16 protein-coding genes are annotated in these 21,839 nt (G+C 65.7%); 12 read left to right on the top strand and 4 right to left on the bottom strand.

Features of this window, described 5'->3' with window-relative positions; translation table 11 throughout:
• Both JAN01S_RS13245 and JAN01S_RS13240 read right to left on the bottom strand, forming a co-directional pair.
• Positions 1–280: sulfurtransferase TusA family protein (locus JAN01S_RS13245; protein WP_068319060.1), on the bottom strand; the 280-nt coding region annotated here is incomplete at its 3' end.
• A gap of 1 nt (position 281) precedes the next feature.
• Positions 282–770, bottom strand: coding sequence for a glutathione peroxidase (locus JAN01S_RS13240; RefSeq protein WP_068319058.1), 489 nt, complete (start codon positions 768–770; stop codon positions 282–284).
• Between the two features lie 32 nt (positions 771–802).
• Between JAN01S_RS13240 and JAN01S_RS13235 the strand changes: the two genes are divergently transcribed.
• Both JAN01S_RS13235 and JAN01S_RS13230 read left to right on the top strand, forming a co-directional pair.
• The gene (locus JAN01S_RS13235; RefSeq protein ID WP_068319056.1) at positions 803–1,462 is read left to right on the top strand and encodes a lysoplasmalogenase family protein; all 660 of its coding nucleotides are present in this window, start codon (positions 803–805) and stop codon (positions 1,460–1,462) included.
• A gap of 1 nt (position 1,463) precedes the next feature.
• Positions 1,464–2,501 carry a LacI family DNA-binding transcriptional regulator gene (locus tag JAN01S_RS13230; protein WP_068319054.1) on the top strand — a complete coding sequence of 346 codons (1,038 nt, stop codon included), beginning with the start codon at positions 1,464–1,466 and terminating at the stop codon, positions 2,499–2,501.
• Between the two features lies 1 nt (position 2,502).
• Here the strand turns inward: JAN01S_RS13230 and JAN01S_RS13225 are convergent, their stop codons facing one another.
• Positions 2,503–3,969 carry a DHA2 family efflux MFS transporter permease subunit gene (locus JAN01S_RS13225; protein ID WP_068319052.1) on the bottom strand — a complete coding sequence of 489 codons (1,467 nt, stop codon included), beginning with the start codon at positions 3,967–3,969 and terminating at the stop codon, positions 2,503–2,505.
• A 96-nt stretch (positions 3,970–4,065) separates the two neighbouring features.
• On the opposite strand from JAN01S_RS13225, the gene JAN01S_RS13220 reads away from it, so the two are divergent.
• The 7 genes from JAN01S_RS13220 (at position 4,066) to JAN01S_RS13190 (ending at position 15,953) form a co-directional block, all read left to right on the top strand.
• On the top strand, positions 4,066–4,341 hold the full coding sequence (locus tag JAN01S_RS13220; RefSeq protein ID WP_068319050.1) for a DUF2277 domain-containing protein: 276 nt from the start codon (positions 4,066–4,068) through the stop codon (positions 4,339–4,341).
• A gap of 331 nt (positions 4,342–4,672) precedes the next feature.
• A complete protein-coding gene (locus JAN01S_RS13215; RefSeq protein ID WP_084360249.1) occupies positions 4,673–7,342 on the top strand; it encodes a replicative DNA helicase in 2,670 nt (889 codons plus the stop codon).
• Positions 7,343–7,521: 179 nt separating this feature from the next.
• Entirely contained in the window at positions 7,522–7,947 is a 426-nt protein-coding gene (locus JAN01S_RS13210) for a hypothetical protein (RefSeq protein WP_218000043.1), read from the top strand.
• A gap of 87 nt (positions 7,948–8,034) precedes the next feature.
• Entirely contained in the window at positions 8,035–9,780 is a 1,746-nt protein-coding gene (locus JAN01S_RS13205; protein WP_068319047.1) for an HsdM family class I SAM-dependent methyltransferase, read from the top strand.
• Positions 9,781–9,785: 5 nt separating this feature from the next.
• Positions 9,786–10,979, top strand: a complete 1,194-nt coding sequence (locus JAN01S_RS13200) for a restriction endonuclease subunit S (protein WP_157075747.1) — start codon at positions 9,786–9,788, stop codon at positions 10,977–10,979.
• Positions 10,979–14,119, top strand: coding sequence for a type I restriction endonuclease subunit R (locus JAN01S_RS13195; protein ID WP_068319043.1), 3,141 nt, complete (start codon positions 10,979–10,981; stop codon positions 14,117–14,119). The genes JAN01S_RS13200 and JAN01S_RS13195 overlap by 1 nt, the downstream gene beginning before the upstream one ends.
• A 1,012-nt stretch (positions 14,120–15,131) precedes the next feature.
• The gene (locus JAN01S_RS13190) at positions 15,132–15,953 is read left to right on the top strand and encodes a hypothetical protein (protein ID WP_068319042.1); all 822 of its coding nucleotides are present in this window, start codon (positions 15,132–15,134) and stop codon (positions 15,951–15,953) included.
• A 298-nt stretch (positions 15,954–16,251) separates the two neighbouring features.
• On the opposite strand, the gene JAN01S_RS17690 is transcribed toward JAN01S_RS13190, so the two are convergent.
• On the bottom strand, positions 16,252–16,386 hold the full coding sequence (locus tag JAN01S_RS17690) for a hypothetical protein (RefSeq protein ID WP_280513188.1): 135 nt from the start codon (positions 16,384–16,386) through the stop codon (positions 16,252–16,254).
• A gap of 379 nt (positions 16,387–16,765) precedes the next feature.
• Between JAN01S_RS17690 and JAN01S_RS13185 the strand changes: the two genes are divergently transcribed.
• From JAN01S_RS13185 to JAN01S_RS13170, 3 genes are all read left to right on the top strand, one after another.
• Positions 16,766–18,982: an AAA family ATPase gene (locus JAN01S_RS13185; protein WP_157075746.1), complete on the top strand. Its 2,217-nt coding sequence runs from the start codon at positions 16,766–16,768 to the stop codon at positions 18,980–18,982.
• A gap of 2 nt (positions 18,983–18,984) precedes the next feature.
• On the top strand, positions 18,985–20,061 hold the full coding sequence (locus JAN01S_RS16715; RefSeq protein WP_084360247.1) for a 5-methylcytosine restriction system specificity protein McrC: 1,077 nt from the start codon (positions 18,985–18,987) through the stop codon (positions 20,059–20,061).
• A gap of 489 nt (positions 20,062–20,550) precedes the next feature.
• Positions 20,551–21,324: a DUF8608 domain-containing protein gene (locus tag JAN01S_RS13170; protein ID WP_068319035.1), complete on the top strand. Its 774-nt coding sequence runs from the start codon at positions 20,551–20,553 to the stop codon at positions 21,322–21,324.
• The last annotated feature ends 515 nt before the right edge of the window (positions 21,325–21,839 follow it).

The raw sequence follows: 21,839 nt of genomic DNA, 5'->3' as shown, positions 1-21,839 counted from the left end.
CCGGGTGCCACGGCCGGTCCGGCCGGGTGGGGCGGGGCGAGCCCGTGACCCGCACGCCGTAGACCGGGGGCGGGCCGGGCTCGGCGACGCCCAGATACTCGTGGCCGGTGATCCGGCACCACGCAGGCAGGTCGATCGGGGCGACCGGGTCGGTCGTGCTCAGGTGCACGACCGACCCGTCGGCGAGCTCGGCGACGCGGCCGCGCAGCAGGATGAGCAGCCGCGCGCACGACAGGTCGCCCCCGTCGATGCGCTCGACCGGCTCGTCCGTGGGCGGCACCTCAGGCGAGGACGGAGCGAAGGGCGGCGCGCACCCGCTCGTCGTCGGGCGTGACCTGCGGGCTGAAGCGGGCGACGGGCGTGCCGTCGGCGTCGATGACGAACTTCTCGAAGTTCCACCGCACGTCGCCGCTCTCGCCCCCTTCGTCCTGGGTGTCGACCAGGCCCTCGTACACGGCGTGGCGACCGGGGCCGTTGACCTCGATCTTTTCGCTCAGGGGGAAGGTCACGCCGTAGGTCGCGGAGCAGAACTCGGCGATCTCGTCGGCCGTGCCCGGCTCCTGGCCGCCGAACTGGTTGCACGGCAGGCCGACGACCGCGAGGCCCTGCGACGACAGCTCGTCGTGCAGGGCCTCGAGGGCGGTGTACTGCGGGGTCAGGCCGCACTTGCTCGCCACGTTGACCAGGAGGGCCGGCTGGCCGCCGGTCAGGTCGCGCAGGGTGCCGGGCGTGCCGTCCAGGCGGGCGAGGGGTGCGTCGAGGATGCTCATGGGTCGAGCCTAGGCCCGACTACGCTCGGGCCATGCCCGCCCTCCTCGCCCTGGCCGTGGTCACGCTCGTCCACCTCGGGGCGCAGGCGGTGGCGCCCGGCGGAGTCGTCGCGGACCTCACCCAGGCGCTGCTCATGCCCGCGCTCGCGTGGCTGCTGCTGACCACCACCCCGACCCCGCGGTCCCGGCTGGTCAAGCTCGCCCTCCTCGCCCTCGGGCTGTCGTGGCTCGGCGACACCCTGCCGCGGTTCGCCGAGGACGGCAGCCAGCTCGGCTTCGGCCTGATGCTCGGCTGCTTCCTCCTGGCCCAGCTGGCCTACGTCGCGGCGCTGCTCCCCTTCGTCGAGCGCAGCATCTGGCACACCCGACGCGCGCTCGTCGCCCCCTACCTCGCGCTGCTCGTCGTGCTCGTCGGGGTGACCGCCGGCGGGGCGGGTCCGCTGCTGCCCGCCGTCGCGATCTACGGGATCGCGATCGTCACGATGGCCGTCCTCGCGACCGGCCTCGACCGGGTCGCGACGATCGGGGCGCTCGTCTTCGTCGTCTCGGACTCGCTCATCGCGCTGCGGGCCTTCGCCGACGTCGAGCTGCGCCTGCACGGGGTGTGGGTCATGCTCACCTACGTCGTCGGGCAGGGCCTGCTCGTCGCCGCGATCGCCCACGCGGACCGGGCCGCGCGCCAGCGGGCCTGACGTGCGCGGGCACCGCATCGCCGACGTCGCGGAGCAGTCCGGACTGTCCTCGGCGACCGTCGACCGGGTGCTCCACGGGCGACCTGGTGCCAGCCCACGCGCGGTGCGCGCGGTCGAGCAGGCCGTCGCCGAGCTCGACCGACAGGCCACCGCCCTGCGCCTGGGGGCCAGGGCCTTCGTCCTCGACGTCGTCATGCAGGCGCCGGACCGGTTCAGCGGGGCGGTGCGGGAGGCCGTCGAGTCGCAGCTGACGGTCCTGCGGCCGGCTGCGGTCCGCGCCCGCTTCCACCTGCGCGAGTCAGGCACGGTCGACGACGTCGCCGCCACGCTCGAAGGCATCGGGCGGAGGGGGCGCACCAGCCACGGCGTGCTCCTCAAGGCGCCGGACGACCCTCGCGTCGCGGCCGCGATCGACGACCTCGCCGGTCGCGGAATCCCCACGGTGACCCTCATGACGGACGTGCACCGGTCCCGGCGCGTCGCCTACGCAGGGCCGGACCACGACTCGGCGGGGCGCACTGCCGCGCACGTCGTGCACCGCTGGGGCGCAACGGAGCACGGCACGATGCTCGTGACGATGAGCCGGTCGAGCTTCGTCGGTGAGCGCACGCGGGTGGAGGCCTTCGTCGAGCAGCTGGCGGCCGATGCCCCCGGCCTGGTCGTGCGGCGGGTCACCGACGCCGATGGGCTCGACGCGTCGACCCGGGCGGTCGTCGCGGCCGAGCTCGAGCAGGTCACCGGCCCCGTCGGCGTCTACTCCGTCGGCGGAGCCAACCGGGCGATCATCGCGGCGCTGCGGGCGAAGGGGGTCACCCCCTTCGCCCACGTCGGTCACGACCTCGACGCGGACAACCTCGCGCTGCTGCGCGCCGGCGAGATCGACCTCGTGCTCCACCACGACCTGCGTGAGGATGCGCGCTCGGCGATCCGGGCCGTGCTGCAGCACCACGGGCTCGCGCCCGGTGCGCCGCTGTCGATGGCCTCCGGGGTGCAGGTCGTCACGCGGCACAACATCCCCGCGCGCCTGGCGCCCCGCTAGGTCAGGCCTCGACGAGCGCTTCGTGCTCCGTCGCGGTCTCGGCGGCGGGGGTCTCGACGAGCAGGCAGCTGCCGATGGTGACGGCGGCGAGGACCGTGAGCAGGACGAATCCCGCCTGGACCCCGCTCGCGCGCTCGGCCGCGCTCGGGTCGGTGCCGGCGACGAGGGACATGACGGCGACGCTCGTCGCGGTGCCGGCCGCGCCGAAGACCTGCTGCGAGGACCCGAGCAGCGCCGACCCGTGGGCGTAGAGGTGCTGGGGCAGCGCGCCGAGGCCCGCGGTGAAGAGGGGCGTGAAGAGCAGCGACAGCGAGAGCGACAGCAGCATGTGCAGCGCGAGGATCACCCACGGGCCGACGTGGGGGACGAGCAGCGCGAAGAGGGCGAGCGAGAGCGTCAGGCCGATCGAGCCGGGGACGACGAGCGGCCGGGCGCCGACGCGGTCGTAGGCGCGGCCGATGCGCGGGCCGAGCAGACCCATGAGGAGGCCGCCGGGGATGAGCAGCAGGCCGGTCTCGAGGGTGGTCAGGCCCAGCCCCTTTTGCAGGTGGATCGGCAGCAGGATCACCGAGCTGATGAGCGCGGCGAACCCGAGGCACATCGTGACGAAGGCCGCGGTGAAGCTGCGGTGGCGCAACGTGCGCAGGTCCATCAGCGGGTCGCCGGTGCGGGTCAGGGCGCGCTGGCGCAGGACGAAGAGGACGAGCGCGACCGCGGCCACTGCGGCCGCCGGGGCCGGTGCGACGAGCGGATCGGCGGGGGCGCCCCCTTCGCCGTGGCCGCCGCCGAGGCCCGAGAGGCCGTAGACGATGCCGCCGAACCCGACCGTCGCGAGCAGCACGCTCGGCACGTCGAGGGCGCTGTCCTCGCGCTCGCCGACCTCGGGCAGGCGGGCCAGGCCGAGCCACAGCGCGATCGCCGCGATCGGGAGGACCGCGAGGAAGATCAGCCGCCAGGAGCCGAGCTGCAGCAGCACCCCGGACACGGCCGGCCCCATGGCCGGGGCGACGGCGATGACGAGCGAGACATTGCCCATGGTGCGGCCGCGGTCGGCGACGGGCACGAGGTTCATCAGCGTCGTCATCAGCAGCGGGATCATCACCGCGGTGCCCGCGGCCTGCACGACCCGTGCGGCCACGAGCACCTCGAAGGTCGGCGCTGCCGCGGCGATCGCGGTGCCGAGGGTGAACAGGCCCATCGCCATCGCGAAGGTGCGCCGCGTCGCCAGGCGCTGCATCACCCAGCCGGTCATCGGGATGACGATGGCCATGGTGAGCATGAAGGCGGTCGTCAGCCACTGCGCGCTCGTCTCGGGGACGCCGAAGTGGTCCATGAGCGGCGGGATCGCATTGTTCATGATCGTCTCGTTGAGGATCACGACGAACGTGGCCACGGTGAGGACGCGCAGCACGAGGGTCGTCTGCGCAGGGGTGGTCACGGGGTGCGGCGCGGCCGCGGGGGAGGGCATGGCATCCATGGTCCGCCACGCCGCCGACAGCGACCAAATGCTTTTGCCGGGGCGAAGGGGGGTGCCCCCGTCGGTGCATCGGTGGAGACTGGAGACATGTGCCGAAACATCCGTCAGCTGCACAACTTCGAGCCCCCGGCCACGAGCGACGAGGTGCGCGCCGCCGCGCTGCAGTACGTGCGCAAGGTGAGCGGGTCGACCAAGCCGAGCCAGGCCAACCAGGCGGCCTTCGACGAGGCCGTCGAGGAGATCGCCCAGGTCACCCAGCACCTGCTCGACCACCTCGTGACCAACGCCCCGCCCAAGGACCGCGAGGTCGAGGCCGAAAAGGCCCGTGAGCGGGCGCGCGTCAGGTACGGCCGCGCCGGCTGACCCGGGTTGCGCGAAGGGGGCAGATGTGGCCCCCGGGCGTGTCGCCGCCTGTGGATGGCCGGTGCCAAAAATTCTTTGGGTCCACACGTGTGGGGAGGCGTTTGCGCAGGTCAGATGGGGTGCTGTGACCTGAGTGACAGGGGGATCCACAGGGTTCTCCACGGGCTGTGCACAGTGGCATGGCGCGTCGTCCACACCCCGTCCACACCCTTGTCCACAGGGTCGTTTGGCGTTGTCGGTGCGGGGTGCGACCCTCATCGGACGTCCCTTCGCGGGGGCGGGCGGATCCCCCTTCGTCGGGGTCCGGGGCAGGCACACGGAGGGTGACAGGGTGACGACGAGCGAGCTGGGCACGAGGCCCTACGGGGAGACCGACTCGTACTCGTCCGGACCGCCCTCCGACCGGCTGCCGCCACAGGACGTCGGCGCCGAGCAGTCCGTCCTCGGCGGCATGCTCCTGAGCAAGGACGCGATCGCCGACGTCGGTGAGGTCGTGCGGGCGCACGACTTCTACCGGCCGGCGCACGAGCTGATCTTCGACGCGATCATCGACCTGTACAGCCGCGGCGAGCCGGCCGACGCGATCACCATCGCCGACGAGCTGAGCAAGCGCGGCGACCTGCAGCGCGCCGGCGGGCAGGCCTACCTGCACGACCTCATCCAGTCGGTGCCGACCGCGGCCAACGCCGGCTACTACGCGCAGATCGTCGCCGAGCGCGCGGTGCTCCGTCGCCTCGTCGAGGCGGGCACCAAGATCGTCCAGATGGGCTACGCCCAGGGCGGCGGTGACGTCGAGGACATCGTCAACCAGGCCCAGGCCGAGGTCTACACCGTCGCGGAGAAGCGTGGCGGCGAGGACTACGCCCCGCTGTGGGACACGCTCAACGAGACGATGACCGAGATCGAGGTCGCCGCCGGGCGCACCGACGAGATGACCGGTGTGCCCACCGGCTTCCAGGACCTCGACGAGCTGACGCACGGGCTGCACCCGGGGCAGATGATCGTCATCGCGGCGCGACCGGCGATCGGCAAAAGTACCCTCGGAGTCGACATCGCCCGCGCGGCGGCGATCCACCACCAGATGGCGACCGCGATCTTCTCCCTCGAGATGAGTCGCAGCGAGATCACCATGCGTGTCCTCGCGGCGGAGGCGAGCATCCAGCTGCAGCACCTGCGCCGCGGCAAGATGAGCGACCCCGACTGGCGCAAGCTCTCCCGGGTCGTCGGGCGGATCAGTGACAGCCCGCTCTACATCGACGACTCGCCCAACCTCGCGCTCATGGAGATCCGCGCCAAGGCGCGGCGCCTGAAGCAGCAGCACAACCTCAAGCTCATCGTCATCGACTACCTGCAGCTGATGACCTCGGGCAAGAAGGTCGAGTCCCGCCAGCAGGAGGTCTCGGAGTTTTCCCGAGCCCTCAAGCTCCTGGCCAAGGAGCTGCAGGTCCCGGTCATCGCGATCAGCCAGTTGAACCGTGGCCCCGAGCAGCGCACCGACAAGCGCCCTGCGATGAGCGACCTGCGTGAGTCCGGTTGCCTCCCAGCCGAGACCCGGATCCTGCGCGCGGACATCGGCGCGGAGACGACCATCGGCGAGCTCGTGGAGTCCGGTGCAAAAGACATCGACGTCTGGTCGCTCGACGACTCGCTGCGCTACGTCAAGCGCAAGATGACGCACGCCTTCTCCACCGGCACGGCTGTCGTCTTCAAGCTCACCTTGGCCTCGGGCAAGGTCGTCCGGGCCACGGAGAACCACCCCTTCCTTGCCTACGAAGGGTGGACTCCCCTCGCGCAGTTGCGGCAGGGGGATCGGGTGGCCGTGCCCCGCCACGTGCCGTCGCCGCGCGCGCTCACCGAGTGGGAGGACGCGCGAGTCATCCTGCTGGCGCACCTGCTGGGGGACGGGTCGTTCGTCAAGCGTCAGCCCCTGCGCTACGCGAGCATCGACGAGGCCAATCTCGAGGTCGTCACCAAGTCGGCTCTCGCTTTCGGGATCACCACGGTCCGCGATGACTACGAGGCCGCCAGGGTCACCACGCTCCGGCTGCGGTCCCCCTTCCCGGTGGCGCGCGGACGCCGCAACCCACTGGCCGAGTGGCTCGATGGTCTGGGACTCTTCGGTCTCCGTTCGCACGAGAAGTTCGTGCCCGACGAGATCTTCAGCCTGCCCAAGGAGCAGATCGCCCTCTTCATCAAGCACATCTGGGCGACCGACGGATCCGTCACCGTGAACAAGAACGGTCGCGGTGGCCGGATCTACTACGCCTCCACATCGCGGCGCCTCGTCGATGACCTCAGCCGTCTCTTGCTCCGGTTTGGCATCCAGACCAGGCTGCGCACCACTCGCAAGGGCGGGTACCGGGACGGGTACACGATCGATGTCTCCGGCGTCGACTCACAGCGCCGGTTCCTGCAGGAGATCGGCGTCCACGGGGAGCGCGGCACTGCGGCTGAGCGCCTCCTCGAGATCGTCCGTGACGTCAAGGCCAATACCAACGTCGACACGATCCCCAAGCAGGTCTGGGACGACGTCCGGGACGTGATGGCAACGGCGGGCGTCACAACTCGCCAGTTCCAGTCCGCGCTCGGCACCCAGTACTGCGGCTCCGCGCTCTACGCCTCGGCGCCGTCGCGTGAGCGCCTCACACGAGTCGCGGAGGTCCTGGGGTCGGCGGAACTCGAGCTCATGGCCGTCAACGACATCTTCTGGGACACGGTCGTCTCGGTCGAGGCCGATGGTGTCGAAGAGGTCTACGACGCAACGGTGCTGGGCCAGCACAACTTCGTCGCCAACGGCATCGCCGTGCACAACTCGATCGAGCAGGATGCGGACCTCGTGATCCTGCTCCACCGCGACCGCGACCCCGGGTCCGAGCGCGAAGGGGAGGCCGACGTCATCGTCGCCAAGCACCGCAATGGCCCGACCGCCGACATCGTGCTCGGTTTCCAAGGGCACTATGCGCGCTTCTCCAACCTGGCGAAGGACTCGGGTGGGTTCTAACGGGGAATGCAGGCGGTTGATGTCGGTCGCGAAGCGGGTTGTTCTTGCCATGGTCCAGGGTGAGTCCAGCCCGCTACGCTCTGGGTGATCAGAGGGGAATAGCAGTGACATATAGCAACGAAGCAGAAGTTAAGCGGGCGCTCGGTATCGACACGTGGCGAGAGTTGTCCAAGGACTAGATGCTGACCTTCGCCGCGCTGATGCCTGACATGGACACCGAATTGGCGCTCAAGGTCATCGATCAGTTCCCCAACTTTCGCGAGTTTGCAGGCGATGTCGTAGAGGTCATGGAGGGTGCACAAGACGCCACCATCGCGTCCAACGAGCGCAGCGGGGATCAGGTGCATGACGCACTGAGGGACATCCGCGGGATTCTCAAGGGTGAGCTCGATAAGGGCGACTTGCCCTGGGAGCACCGACGTTGGGTCATCGAGCAGATCCAAGAGACGGGACGGCTGCAGTTCAACAAGGACAGCGAGAACAAGCGCTTCCTGGACAGCGTGCTCGGCAAGGTTGTAATAGGTGCTGGAGGTATCGCCGCACTGGGACTCGCGGCGCTCGGAGGGCGGGTACTGGAGCAAAAGGGCCCCGGAGGCAACTCCTGAAGCCCACCAAGCACCTATCTGCCAATGGGTGATCTACCTCCGGCAGGATGACGCAGACAGTCGTCGTCTTGCCGTGAGGGGTCCTTGTTGAGCGCGCTCGGAAGCTTCATCTGGTCGATCGCGGACCAGTTGCGAGGGCCGTACCGGCCCAACCAGTACGGCAACGTCATTCTCCCGCTGACGATCCTGCGGCGCCTGGACTGCATCCTCGAGCCCGACCGCGAGACCGTCCGTGAGCTGGCGGCCAAGTTCGACAACCCGAACCGGCTCAAGGTCGAGGTCAAGAAGGCCACCGGACGGACCTTCTACAACACCTCGAACTACTCCTTCGCCAACCTGCTGGCCGACGCCGACGGGCTGGCAGACAACCTCAATGACTACATCGACCGCTTCTCCCCAGAGGTTGACGTCTTCGAGTACTTCGACTTCAAGAAGGAAATCCTTGCCCTCGACAAGGCTGAGCTCCTGCGTGAGGTCGTCAAGTCCTTCGCAGCCATCGACCTGCACCCCGAGGTGGTCTCCAACTCGGACATGGGCGACTCCTTCGAGTACATCATCCGCAAGTTCAACGAGGCAGCGAACGAGACCTCAGGAGACCACTACACGCCTCGGGATGCGATCAAGCTCCTCGTCGACCTCCTCTTCGCCGAGGAAGACACCGGGCTGTCGGAGGCCGGTATCGTCCGCACGCTCTACGACCCCACCGCCGGCACCGGCGGCATGCTCTCCCTCGCCCAAGAGCACCTCCTTGCGCAGAACCCCGATGCACGGCTGAGCCTCTTCGGGCAGGAGTACAACCCGCAGTCCTACGCCATCTGCAAGTCCGACATGCTCGCCAAGGGCAACGACCCGACCAACATCGCCTTCGGCAACACCCTGACCGACGACGCATTCACCAACCGCCAGTTCGACTTCTGCATGTCCAACCCGCCTTACGGCGTGGACTGGAAGCAGTACGCCAAGGCAATCAAGGAGGAACGCGAGCAAGCCGGCCCGTACGGTCGGTTCGCGCCCGGCCTCCCGGCGACCTCCGACGGGCAGATGCTCTTCCTGCTCCACCTGGTCCACAAGATGCGCGCCCCCGAAGACGGAGGTGGCCGGGTCGGGATCGTCATGAACGGCTCCCCGCTCTTCAACGGTGGAGCCGGCTCCGGACCATCGGAGATCCGTAGGTACCTCCTGGAGAACGACCTCGTCGAGGCCATCGTCGCCCTGCCGACGAACATGTTCTTCAACACCGGCATCGCGACCTACATCTGGATCCTCGACAACTCCAAGCAGCCACAACGCGAGGGCAAGGTCCAGCTCATTGACGGCACGTCGTACTGGACCAAGATGCGCAAGGGCCTCGGCTCCAAGAACCGGGAGATCAGCGACCAGGACCGCGAGAAGGTCCTCCAGCTCCACCGCGACTTCGACGACGCCGACCCCGACCACTCCAAGGTGCTCACCAACGACGAGTTCGGTTACTGGACCATCACGGTCGAGCGTCCACTGCTCGATGACGAAGGGGAGCCCGTCACCGATCGCAAGGGCAAGCCCAAGGCGGACAGCAAGAAGCGCGACACTGAGAACGTCCCGTTCACCTACGGAGAGTCCGTCGGTGGCGCAGATGCGATGAGCGAGATCATTCAGGCGTACTTCGACGCCGAGGTCGCTACGCATGTGCCCGACGCCTGGATCGACCACACCAAGACCAAGGTCGGCTACGAGATCCCCTTCACTCGCCAGTTCTACAAATACATCCCGCCCCGTCCTCTCGCCGATATCGACGCAGATCTCGATAAGCAGGTTGCGAAGATCCTTGAGTTGTTGCGCGAGGTAGAGAAGTGAGTGCGGTGGAGACACCTGAACGCTGGACGACGACACGGCTGGGGTGGCTGTTCGAACCGGTCTCGGACCGTGGCCATCAGGGCGCTCTGGTGCTGAGTGTCTACCGCGACTTTGGGGTGATTCCGAAAGACAGTCGATCGGACAACTTCAACCGCACGCCAGAGAACCTGAGTAACTACCAACTGGTCAGGGTCGGGGACCTGGTAGTGAACAGAATGAAGGCTTGGCAAGGATCACTGGGCGTCTCAGAGTTCGAGGGAATCGTGAGCCCGGACTACGAGGTGCTTCGCCCGACGACGAGCGACTTTGATGTTCGATTCATGCACAGCCTTCTGCGCTCACGTGGGTTGATCGACCAGTACGGTCTGCGCTCTACGGGGATCCGTCCGGCGCAATGGCGGCTTTACTGGGACGAGATGAAGACGGTTGAGGTGGCTCTGCCCCGTCGTGACGAGCAGCGGGCCATCGCCAACTACCTCGACCGTGAGACCGCCCGAATCGACACCCTCATCGAGGAGCAGCAGTGCCTGATCGAGATGCTCCGCGAGCGTCGTGAGGCCGCAGTGCGGCACGCACTGCTATCCGGCATCGACGGGTCTAGGACCAAGGATTCCGGCGTCGAGCTCCTAGGTGAAGTCCCTGACCACTGGCAGATGGTGCCAACTCGCTACCTGTGCACCATCACCACCGGTTCGGAAGACTCAGGCAACGCAACCGAGGGCGGGGAGTACCCCTTCTATGTCCGTGGTCGTGAGGTCTTGAGGTCAGACAACTACTCGTTTGACAGCGAAGCGGTCATGACGCCAGGTGATGGCCAAGGTGGCACCGGCAAGGTCTTCCACTACTTCGACGGCAAGTTCGAAGCGCATCAGCGCGTGTATGTGTTCGCGGACTTCTCCGGCATTTCGGGCAGATACTTCTACTACTTCCTGTCGACCTTCCTCCGTGATGTGGCCTTGGCCGGAAGCAATACCGTGACGATGGAATCGCTCCGTCGCCCTTTGCTTGCGGGCTTCAAGGTGGCCGTACCGCCCCCCGATGAACAGCACCGGATCGTCGCCTTCCTCGACGAGAAGACCGCAAAGTCCGATGACCTCGTTGCGGAGGCTGAGCGGTTCATTGACTTGTCGCGTGAGCGGCGGGCCGCGTTGATCACGGCTGCGGTGACGGGGCAGATCGACGTTCGAGAGGTGGCGTGATGGCTGACCACAACGAGGTGGTCTTTGAGTCCGAGATCTGTGCGCATCTGGAGGCGCATGGGTGGCTATCCGCGAGTAACGACAAGGGTTATGACCGGGAGCGAGCGTTGTTCCCCGAGGATCTGTTCGCGTGGCTCGAGGAGACCCAGCAGTCGGCGTATGAGAAGGCGCTCAAGGCCGCCGGGTCGCAGGCGAAGTTCCTCGACGTCCTGACTGCGGCGCTCGACAAGCCGCTCGAGCATGGCGGCGGGACGCTCAACATCCTGCGCAATGGGGTGCAGTTCATCGGTGGCGGCCGGCTGAAGATGGCCCAGTTCCGCCCCGAGACCTCCCTCAACGCGACAAGCAACGCGCAGTACGACGCGATGCGTGTGCGGGTGATGCGCCAGGTGCACTTCTCGACTGCGGACCAGCGCAGCATCGACCTGGTCTTCTTCGTCAACGGTCTGCCGGTGGCCACGGTCGAGCTGAAGACTGATTTCACCCAGTCGCTGGATGAGGCGGTCAACCAGTACAAGCAGGACCGCAATCCGGTCACGAACGGGCGGGTCGAGCCGCTGTTGTCCTTCGGGCATCGAGCGTTGGTGCACTTTGCGGTCTCCAATGATTTGGCCGCGATGACGACGAGGCTGGAGGGTGAGAAGACGCACTTCCTCCCCTTCAACACCGGCAATGACGACGGTGGGGCCGGTAACCCACCGGCCAGCGACGGGAAGTCAGCCACCGCGTACCTGTGGGAGCGGGTGTGGGAGAAGCACGCCTGGCTGAACATCATCGGTCAACTGATGATCGTCGAGACCAAGGAGGAGTGGGACGTAGCTACGGGGACCTCCCTTCGCCGCACCTCGATGCTCTTCCCCCGCTTCCACCAGTGGGAGGCCGTGACCAACATCGCTGCCGCCATCGCGGAGGAAGGGGTGGGGCAGCGGTACCTCATCGAGCACTCTGCGGGGTCGGGCAAGACGAACACGATCGCGTGGACCGCGCACCGGCTGGCGCGGATGCACATCGATGACGAGAAGGTCTTCGACTCGGTGATCGTCGTCGTCGACCGTACGGTCCTGGACGGGCAGCTGCAGGACGCGATCCGGCAGATCGACGGTGGCGGGAAGATCGTGGCGACGATCAGCCCGGAGGACGTGCGCAAGGCGGGTGCGACGTCGAAGTCGAGCCTGCTGGCCCAGGCGTTGAAGAACGGTGAGCTGATCATCGCGGTGACGGTGCAGACCTTCCCGTACGCGCTGGATGAGATCCGCAAGGACTCGGCGCTGAAGGGCAAGAAGTTCGCGGTCATCGCCGACGAGGCGCACTCCTCGCAGTCCGGGCAGGTCTCCGCGAAACTCAAGGCGGTGCTCACGGCGGCGGAGATTGAGGACATCGAGGAGGGCGGACAGGTCGACGTCGAGTCGGTCCTGGCTGCGGAGATGGGGGAGCGGGCGGAGTCGCCGAACATCTCCTATCTGGCCTTCACCGCGACGCCGAAGAACAAGACTCTGGAGCTCTTCGGGCGGAAGGGGCCGGACGGGAAGCCGGTGGAGTTTCACCTGTACTCGATGAAGCAGGCCATCGAGGAGGGCTACATCCTCGACGTGCTCAAGGGGTATCAGTCCTACGACACCGCGCTGAAGATCGCCGGCAAGGCCAACGCAACCGGCGAAGGGGAAGTCGAGGAGGGGACTGCGCGCAAGGGGCTGATGCGGTGGGTGCAACTGCACCCGACGAACATCAGCCAGAAGGTGCAGATCATCGTCGAGCATTTCCACGCCAACGTCGCGCACCTGCTCGACGGCAAGGCCAAGGCGATGGTCGTGACGGACTCGCGCAAGTCCGCGGTGAAGTACAAGAAGGCCATCGATGCCTTCATCGCCAAGCGCGCCGCGCAGGACCCCTCGTACAACTACCGCACGCTCGTCGCCTTCTCCGGAGGGGTGACCATGGACGAGAACGAGGTGTGGACCGTCGAGTGGGGGCCGGTGCCGAGCAAGGACGACGAGTTCACCGAGGCGAACATGAACCCCGGTGCGGGCAGCGATCTGGCGGCAGCGTTCAAGGGCGACACGTACAAGATCATGACGGTCGCCAACAAGTTCCAGACTGGCTTCGACCAGCCGCTGCTGTCGGCGATGTACGTCGACAAGCGCCTGTCGGGAGTGACTGCCGTGCAGACTCTCTCGCGTCTGAACCGCACGCACCGTACGGTCAGTGGGGAGCGGAAGCGCAAGACTTTTGTCATTGACTTCGTCAACAAGCCCGAGGACATCCGCACCTCCTTCGAGCCGTACTTCAGGAACGCGACCCTCGAGACCGAGACTGACCCGTACGTTGTGGTGCACCTGGCGACGAAGCTGGCCCACGCGGGGATCTACAGCGAGGACGAGGTCCGCAAGACCGCAGAGCTGTGGGTGAGGCGCAAGGGCAACAACGCGCTGTCGGCCGCGGTCGCGCCGGCGAAGACGGCCTTCGCCAAGCGGTACGAGAAGGCCCTCGAGACCGACGACAAGGTCGTGCTCAACGAGCTCGACCTCTTCCGCAAGGACGTCTCCACGTACGTGCGGCTCTACGACTTCATGAGCCAGATCATCGACTACGGCGACCCATACATGGAGATGCTCTCGATTTATCTGCGGCTGCTCGAACGGGTCATCAAGGACGAGTCATGGTCGGCTGACGTCGATCTGTCTGACGTGGTGCTCGTCGGGGTCAAGCACACCAAGGCGGCCGCCTCCGACATCTCCCTGACGGGTGACGGCGAGCTGAAGGGGATCAGCGCTGCCGGGTCCGGGGCGAAGAAGGAGCCGAAGTACGTCGCGCTGCAGGTCGTCATCGACCGGATGAACGACCTCTTTGGCGCGGAGTCCTTCGCCGAGTCGCAGATCCGGGAGTTCATCAACGGCCTCGTGGACCGGCTCCTGGACTATCCCGACCTTGTGGCGCAGACGAAGGTAAACACCAAGAAGCAGTTCGTCGAGTCCCAGGACTTCCAGTCCGCGGTCACCGAGGCGGTCGTGGAGAACCAGGATGCGCACAACACCATGGCTGACTACTTTTTCAGCGATGGGCCGGGGGTTAATGGGGTAATCGTGGCGCTTGCGGACGCGTTCTTTGAGACGGCCCGCGATCGGTTAGAGAGCCGGTCGTGACTCGTCTGGAACTAGTGCGGCATGTGCCATCCAACAGTGATATTTTCGTGTGGGAGCCGTTTGCGCAGGACGCGCAGTTCGACGCTTTTCCATGGCAGGACTTGGCTGATTCTTGGGAGCAGGACGAAACGCGATCGTGGTGGTCTGTCATTGACCGGGGGGCGGAGGTGGCTCGGCTCGAGCTGGACCAGGAGGGGCACTATGAGCAGTACCGAGGTCTCCCGGATCTCGGTTCTAGATCCCGTGAGGTTCGACTATTCGAGGTCGCCTCTTCTATAAGGCGAAGCGGGATCGGGAGGTGCGCGATGCGCCTATTAGCGCAACAGTTTCCCGGTTCGAGACTGCTGGCCTCTAGTGAGGAGGCTGACGGGTTTTGGGGAGATCTCGGGTGGGAACGATTCGACCACCGAAAAGGCTCCCCACCTAATCGACCGCTATTCGTCTCACCTATGGGGTGGGCAACCGCCGTTGGAAGTGGCGCACAGGTATAGAAGATGTAGGGCCGGCCTGTCCAGGCTACATTAATCCGCGTGACGAGTCGGGCCGGTTGGCGATGGCGCGCCACCGTGCTCGGTCGCAAGTGGCTTTGGTGCACACAATGTTGCCACCCTCGGGTAGCTCCATCTGTTCCCTTGCGTAAAGCCGCGCTCGACTCATTAGTCGATCCCGTCGGCCCATCCTCGCCGATGTTGCCCAACGTGAGCTGGCCCGTGTCGTCCTCCTGGGACCCGCAGCCTTGCGAAGATCACAGCGCCCCCTCACGAGGCCTCCCTTGCCCGTCCCGTGAGTGGCATCCCGTGAGTGGTCCGGGCGGCGCCTGGTCCCAGGGGGGCGCTGGGATAGCCCATTTTGGCCCACGGGTGAGGCGTGACCCCTCATCATCGAGCAGACGACCCTCACGAAAGGCAGTCGAATGTCAGATTCATCTTCGGAGTGGACGGGACCTCCCTCGAGCGTCCTGGGTCCGCGTGTCGCGATCGACGCAGAAGGTCCGCTACCGACCATCAGCGAGTTGGGGCTGGGGGCGGCGAAGGCGCAGGCCATCGAGTGGCACAAGCAGCGCACCCTCGCCCAGTTCAACGACGTAGGCGGCGCTCTCACCGGGAGGTCTGGTGCTCGCTGGGTTATGGAGACCCACGCCCTCATCGGAGTGGTGGCCGAGCAAATTCTCCTTGCCATCGAGCTAGAGGCGGAGAAGGTCATCACCGGCGAGGCCATAAACAGCCTGTCGAGTTCGACGCTCACGTATCCGGAGGCGACGCGTGCGCACTACTCACGATCGCTGCGCTTCTTCGCCGAGTCGCAGGCCAACGCCATCGTCATCGCCCTCCACAGCTTGGCCAACGTCGCCGCGCGTTCTTTGGAGTTCGACGCGGAGCTCACTCCTGCTGAGCTGAACCAGTTCAAGGTGAAGAGGGCAGATTTCGACCCGGGCTCAGCCGAACGCAGTGCCTGGCTGTCTTGGACCAAGCCCTTTGTCGCGGCGGTCTCTGTGATGGCTTCGACTCGATCACCCGAGATTCAGGCAGTGGCGCACGAACTCCAAGCGATCTCGTCCGAGTCTGCGATCGCCGATCTGCTAGAGCTGCGCAACACCCTGTACCACCGGTGGCGGGGCGAGTCTCCCGGCGTGACCGGCATTCACTTGGGTGTGATCCCTGCGGCGGATGTGCTCAGCTCCGGTCAAGCTGTCAGTCTCGGAGCGGAGCTGCCCCCGTACCAGGCGGAGGACGCCCTCGACGAAGTCGTATCGGTTTCCCGTAATGCTCTCGACGCCTTCGGCGACCACATGGAACCCTTCCTCGCCTCCTGGTCCGAGGCTCTGCCGAAGTGATGTACGACCACCTAGACAGACCCGGGTCGGACCATGTCGGGGTGGGTGTTCACGCAGTCCCTTACGCTGGCACCCTCGTCGTCGGCCGACGTTGCATTCGCACGTCGAAGTACTCCGGTTGCGCAAAGTGCGCCGCGCGTCGCGTGCAGAGTTCGCTGCGTCTCGACATCTGATGTCGAGATGCAGCCAAAATTATTCAAACGGCACTTCTAAATAATCATTAGAGTGCGTTATCGATAAACGTCCATTCCGCATCGATGTGTTATGGATAGGTCAGCGGTGGCATCAAGATGCAGCATCAGGCCGCACCGCTGGGCGACGCGTGCGCCTTGACCTCCCGCAGGATGTCGACGATGACCTCGAAGTTGGCGACTTCCGCCAGCCCTGGCCGACCGTACGGCGCGTGCCGCCAGCGCGCGTGCTCTCGTCGCACCGCAGCGGATCCTCGCCGCCGTTGCCGACCTCGCCGGCGAGCTGCCACACCTGGACCGGCGGGCGACAGAGTCGGTCGTGCGCGGTCTGCGCCGCCGGCGAACATGGTTCGAAGAATTCGCAGCGACCCGACCCGGCACACGATCCACATCGAAGCGATACGCGATCACCTGGATCTGGATCAACGTCGCCTACGCGCACCTGACCACCAGCCCCGGCTGGAACCAGCCACCCTCCCGCCAACAGCGGGCGCTCTACCGACAATTCGCGCAGTCGCTGACAGCTGACAGCGAGCAGCAGCTCAGCGCTGTTGTCGTCGTTCAGCCGGGAACGGCGCACCGCGGATTAAGGTGACCAGAGTTGACCGGAGGATGTGACAGGTGAGCGCGAACAAGAGTTGGGATGCGATGTGGGGCATCCACAACGACCAGCCCGATATCGACCCCGTTGCGGATGGCGCTGTTCGCATCGGGTGGGACGCCGTTGGCGACCTCTCCGGCATTGCGGCAGCGCGGGACGCTTTCAAGCAACGCGTCGCCGAAGCTATGCCGGAGATCGAGCTGAAGGCCATCGCTGGATCCGCGGGAACGTTGTACCGGTTCGTCCATGAGATCCAGGTCGGCGACATCATCGTGTCCCCGAACCGCAAGAAACGGACCCTCAACATCGGCCGCGTCAGCGGGCCGTACCAATACCACCCCGACGCGCAGATCCACCGACAGTGGCGACCGGTCGATTGGTTGGCTGTGGATGTGCCGCGCGACGAGCTCTCCGTGTCGGCACAGAACGAACTCAGCTCTCTAATCACCTTGTTCAAGATCACTACCGGCCGTGAAGAGATCGAACAGATAATCGCCACACCGAGCACCGCAGAGGCAGCCGACTTCACCTGGGCACGTTTCTATCCGGAGCTTGCCGACCGGATCCTCGACTTCGCCAACGACCGTTCAGCACTGCTGGAGAAGGTCTGGTCGGTTGCTGACGCCTCTGGCGTTCCGCATTTGTTCAAGTACCTCAAGGGTGATCATCGACTCGATGGGACCTACGGGCCGCTGCGCGACGTTGACCCGTTCACGGTCCTGGCCAGCTTCAACCGCGGCATCAAGGACGACGCCCGCGCCGCCATCGCCTCCGCCTTCGCCACGGAGTTCGGGGTCACCGCATCTGTGCCGAAGCGGTTCTCCGGTGTCCCGGTCGCGAACAACCTGAAGTCGTGGTTCATCCGGTGGGAGACCAAACGCGGTCCGCACGACATCGACGCACTCTGGCACCTGGCGACCGCGGCCGTCGACTACGCGAACAACGCGGATGAGGCCACCCGAGAGGCCTTGGTTAGCGCGTTCGACGAGTGCCCGTTGGGCAACACCCGATTGCTGACAATGGGGCTCTACTGGATCCGCCCGCAGACGTTCGCTGCGTACGACAGCGTGAACGTGTCGTTCATCAAGAAGGACCTACCCGAGCTGTCCGCGCAGCTGTCCATGGGAGCGAAGATCAGCGGTGAGCAGTTCCTCGCCAACACCGAAGCGCTCCAGAACTGGCTCGCGTCTGATGCTGCCACATATGAGCGGGTGTGCGATCTGTCCTACGCGGCCTGGGTCGACACTCTTGAGTCGGCCGACACGACAGACCATGCGACAGCCCAACAGGTGACGGACGCACCGCTCGCGGAGAGCACGGACCTCGCGGCCGAGCCTGGCGACCCGTACGACGTCGCTTCGATCCGGGAGGATGGTTGTTTCCTCACCGAAGACGAACTGCAACCGATGCTTGAGCGGCTGCGGTCGAAGAAGAACCTTGTGCTTCAAGGTCCTCCGGGTACCGGCAAGACGTGGCTGGCGCGGCGCCTCGGGTGGGCGTTGTGCAACGAACGCGATAGCGCCCGAGTCCAGATCCTCCAGTTCCACCCCTCCTTGGCGTATGAGGACTTCGTTCGAGGCTGGCGGCCCGCCACCAGTGACACCGGTGGGGCACTCAGCCTCGAAGACGGGCCGTTCCTACAGATGTGTCAGCAAGCCGCCAGCGATCCCACGAACGACTACGTTCTCGTCATCGAAGAAATCAACCGAGGAAACCCCGCCCAGGTCCTCGGAGAACTCCTCACCCTGATCGAAGCTGACAAGCGCAATCCAAGCTCCGCAATGCGCCTAGCCTACCCGCGCACTCCGGATGAGAGGTTCCACGTCCCGTCGAACCTCCACCTGATCGGCACGATGAACGTCGCGGATCGCTCGCTCGCGATGGTGGACATGGCCCTGCGCCGGCGCTTCGCGTTCATCGAGCTTCGCCCGCGACTCGGCGAAGACTGGGTCGAGTACGTCAGCCAACTCGGGTACGACCCCAAACTGCTCGAGATCTACGGACTGCGGGTCGACGCCCTCAACCAGCAGATCGGCAACGACACCGCGCTGGGGCGCCAATACTGCGTCGGGCACTCGTACTTCACGCCGGCGGTCGAGCTCGCAAGGACCGGGTTGGACACCAGGCAATGGTGGGAGCGAGTTGTCGAGACCGACGTTCAACCCCTGCTCGAGGAGTACTGGTTCGACCGGCCGCACCTGGCGTCCGAAGCGTGCGCCAAGCTCCTCGGCACCTGACGATGCAGATCCCAGTTCGCAATCTCTGGTTGCTGCAATTCTTTGCCTCCGACCTCTTCCGCATTGACGGATACGGTCCGGTGTCAGCGGAGGCCGCGCCAGAAGAACTCCCACATCTGGTCGCTCGGATCCTCGCTGACGAGGTCGCCGAGCGACTGCACCGCGGGCTGTCGGTCGGGTTCCGTGCAGTTGCCCGCAACGAACGCCGCGTCCGTGGCCGCATCAACCAGCTGGCGACCGAGCGCCACCAACTCCTGAGCCGAGGTCTCGTCAACTGCACGTTCGACGAGATCGTCGTCGACATCCCCTCCAATCGGCTCGTGCGGGCAGCGCTTGAACGTGCCGCCACCCTCGTTCCCGCCGAGCCCCGGTATCGATCCTTGGCCCGTCAGTTGGACATCGCCGGCGTCCACGGGCCATGCCCTGGGCTAGCGGACATCGCTCAGATGCGTCAGCAGCGTCTGCTCCAGCGAGACCGCATGATGCTCGCAGCCGCTGAACTGCTCCTGACCTTCTCGATCCCCACCACGGATACTGGTGACAGGCATCTGCCGTTACCTGCCGACGATGATCCGTATCTGAGGAAGCTGTTCGAACACGCCGCGTACGGCATCTACCGGCACCATCTCCGCCCAGACGGATGGAAGGTCAAGCACGGTCCCTGGCAGCAGTGGGACGTCTCCGCGATGTCCGATGGGATGCAAGCGGTGCTTCCCAACATGCACCTCGACATCGTTCTGCAGCGCTCCGACCCCGACGGTGACGGTCCGCGACGGATCGTGATCGACACCAAGTTCACGTCAGTCACGAAGGCCCACCAGTACCGCGAGGCGACCCTCAGCAGCGGGTACGTCTACCAGATGTACGCGTACCTGATGTCGCAAGCAGCGAGGGAAGGCGAGAATCCTTCCGAGGGATTGATGCTCCACCCGGTCGTCAACGGCCGCTTCGACGAAGAAGTCGTCATTCAGGGCAGACGGATCCGATTCGCCACCGTCGACCTCATGTGCGAAGGCTGGGGGATCGCAGCCGACTTTCTTGCCGCCACGTCACCAAGCAGCACGCCCGTCACGGTCTGACAAGAGATGCCTCTTCTGATCCCCGACGTGCCTTGGTGGGCGTTGGCCAGCGACAACGGTGATTTGTGAAGGAGGTGCCGCATGCGCCCGCAGTCCTCCGGACGCGATGAGGCTATTGGCAGCGCGGCTGCCGAGCTCAAGCCGCGGGCCCTCGTGGCCGAGCTGCGCGATCGGGACTGCTGCACGGATAGGTGACATCTGATCTGGCTTTCCCGCTGCGGTCGGCCCCGGTCGTGTCAAGGGGACACGCGGTGAGCGGGGTGGTTTGAGCCCAAAGGAGCGCGATCTGGTCGATCTTCAAGGCGCATCGCGGTCAATCTTCGCTGCATCTCGACATCTAATGTCGAGAAGCGCTCTAGATTGGAGCAACGCGAAGTACGCGCCTATCTGTAGCGCAGGGGGACGACGACGGTACTCGAAGCAGCGCTCGAGCAGGTCGCCTAACCAGGTCGTGCCGTGAGGACTCCCAAGCCGTTTACGCTCTCAGACATGCCTGTCGACCCCGCGCTCTCCGAACTCGCCAAGCCCGTCGAAGAGGGCCTTCCGTGGCCCCGCCCGGCATGCCCCAGCTGCCGGACCGGCTACGTCGGGTTCGCGAAGCCCACCGAAGACGAGAGCCACTCGTCTGCCTCTGCGCGAACTCACTGGGCGTGGGACCCGGAGTGGATTAACGGCACCTTCGTTGTACGAGGGCAGTGCGAGAACCCGGACTGCCAACAAGTCGTCCATGGCACGGGCGACTACCGAGTCGACTACGCGCAGAAGAGAGATTTCGACGAGGACGCGGGCGGTCCGCCGTACTCGAAGTACTACAACGTCACCCACCTGCACCCGCCCATGTTGCTCATGCCCATCCCGAAGTCAGCCCCGGACGAAGTTCGCGAGGGCGTACTCAGAGCCTCCCGAGTGTTGTTCGCCGACCCCGGTCTCGCAGCCACCGCACTACGAGCCACCATGGAGCGGTTCCTCACATCGGAGGGCATCTCCGGGACCCGGACTAACGGAAGCTTCCGCAGCGCTCACGACCGCATCGAAGAATGGCGGGACGCTGACCCAAGCCGCCCATCGGTCGCTGACCTCTTCTTCGCGGTCAAGTGGCTCGGCAACGTAGGCACTCACGAGGATTCGGACCTGACAAGCATCGAGGTGCTTGATGGAGCTCGCGTCCTCGACGAGGCATTTCATCGCCTCTTCACCGGACCGGACATCGAGAAGCACGCCAAGAGCATCAACGATGCGAAAGGTCCCGACCGGCAGCCTTGAGGCTCTGAGGATTCCGTCAGCGGATCACCGAGCGAACGGCTCACTCACCCTGATCGGCGAGTTCGCCCGCTTGATCACGGACCGGAGAACACCCCCTCAGCATGAACCACTGCCATCGTTGGGTGATTGGGAGCCAATTCGCCGCTTCCGGTGGCCGATCCCCTTGCGGGGCAGGCCGGCGGCCGTGGCCCCGCGATGGTCAAGTGGCAGCTCCCCCGCGGTACTTTGCACGACGCCATCCGCAAGGAGGGCCCTGAGCAAAGTAGGCCGCGTGTCGTGTGCAGTCTGCGCTGCATCTCGACATCTAAATGTAGCGAGGGGTCCTAGTTTGTATAAGCGGCTCCGGGCAGAGTTTGGGGACTGCTGCTCGAATAGGTGAAAGTCGGCAGCTACTGCAGCGGACGAGTGGGTCGTATCCGGGTCCTCAGGCCCGCGAGGCCTTCTTTGAACGATGGCGCCCTGTGGGCCGAACTATGCAAAGTAGGCAGCGTGTCGTGCGCAGTCTGGACTTGATC

Origin of the sequence: Janibacter anophelis NBRC 107843 (genome assembly GCF_001570945.1) — a bacterium.
GTDB lineage: Bacteria > Actinomycetota > Actinomycetes > Actinomycetales > Dermatophilaceae > Janibacter > Janibacter anophelis.
The sequence above is the reverse complement of the archived record's forward strand: the minus strand, read 5'-3'. Positions and strand labels throughout refer to the sequence as shown.

Bases quoted from the DNA above. Each gene is read 5' to 3' on its own strand.
- JAN01S_RS16715 (WP_084360247.1), top strand. From the start codon at position 18,985: ATGCAGATCCCAGTTCGCAATCTCTGGTTGCTGCAATTCTTTGCCTCC.
- JAN01S_RS13195 (WP_068319043.1), top strand. From the start codon at position 10,979: ATGGCTGACCACAACGAGGTGGTCTTTGAGTCCGAGATCTGTGCGCAT.
- JAN01S_RS13235 (WP_068319056.1), top strand. From the start codon at position 803: ATGCCCGCCCTCCTCGCCCTGGCCGTGGTCACGCTCGTCCACCTCGGG.
- JAN01S_RS13240 (WP_068319058.1), bottom strand. From the start codon at position 770: ATGAGCATCCTCGACGCACCCCTCGCCCGCCTGGACGGCACGCCCGGC.
- JAN01S_RS13210 (WP_218000043.1), top strand. From the start codon at position 7,522: ATGCTGACCTTCGCCGCGCTGATGCCTGACATGGACACCGAATTGGCG.
- JAN01S_RS13225 (WP_068319052.1), bottom strand. From the start codon at position 3,969: ATGCCCTCCCCCGCGGCCGCGCCGCACCCCGTGACCACCCCTGCGCAG.
- JAN01S_RS13170 (WP_068319035.1), top strand. From the start codon at position 20,551: ATGCCTGTCGACCCCGCGCTCTCCGAACTCGCCAAGCCCGTCGAAGAG.
- JAN01S_RS13220 (WP_068319050.1), top strand. From the start codon at position 4,066: ATGTGCCGAAACATCCGTCAGCTGCACAACTTCGAGCCCCCGGCCACG.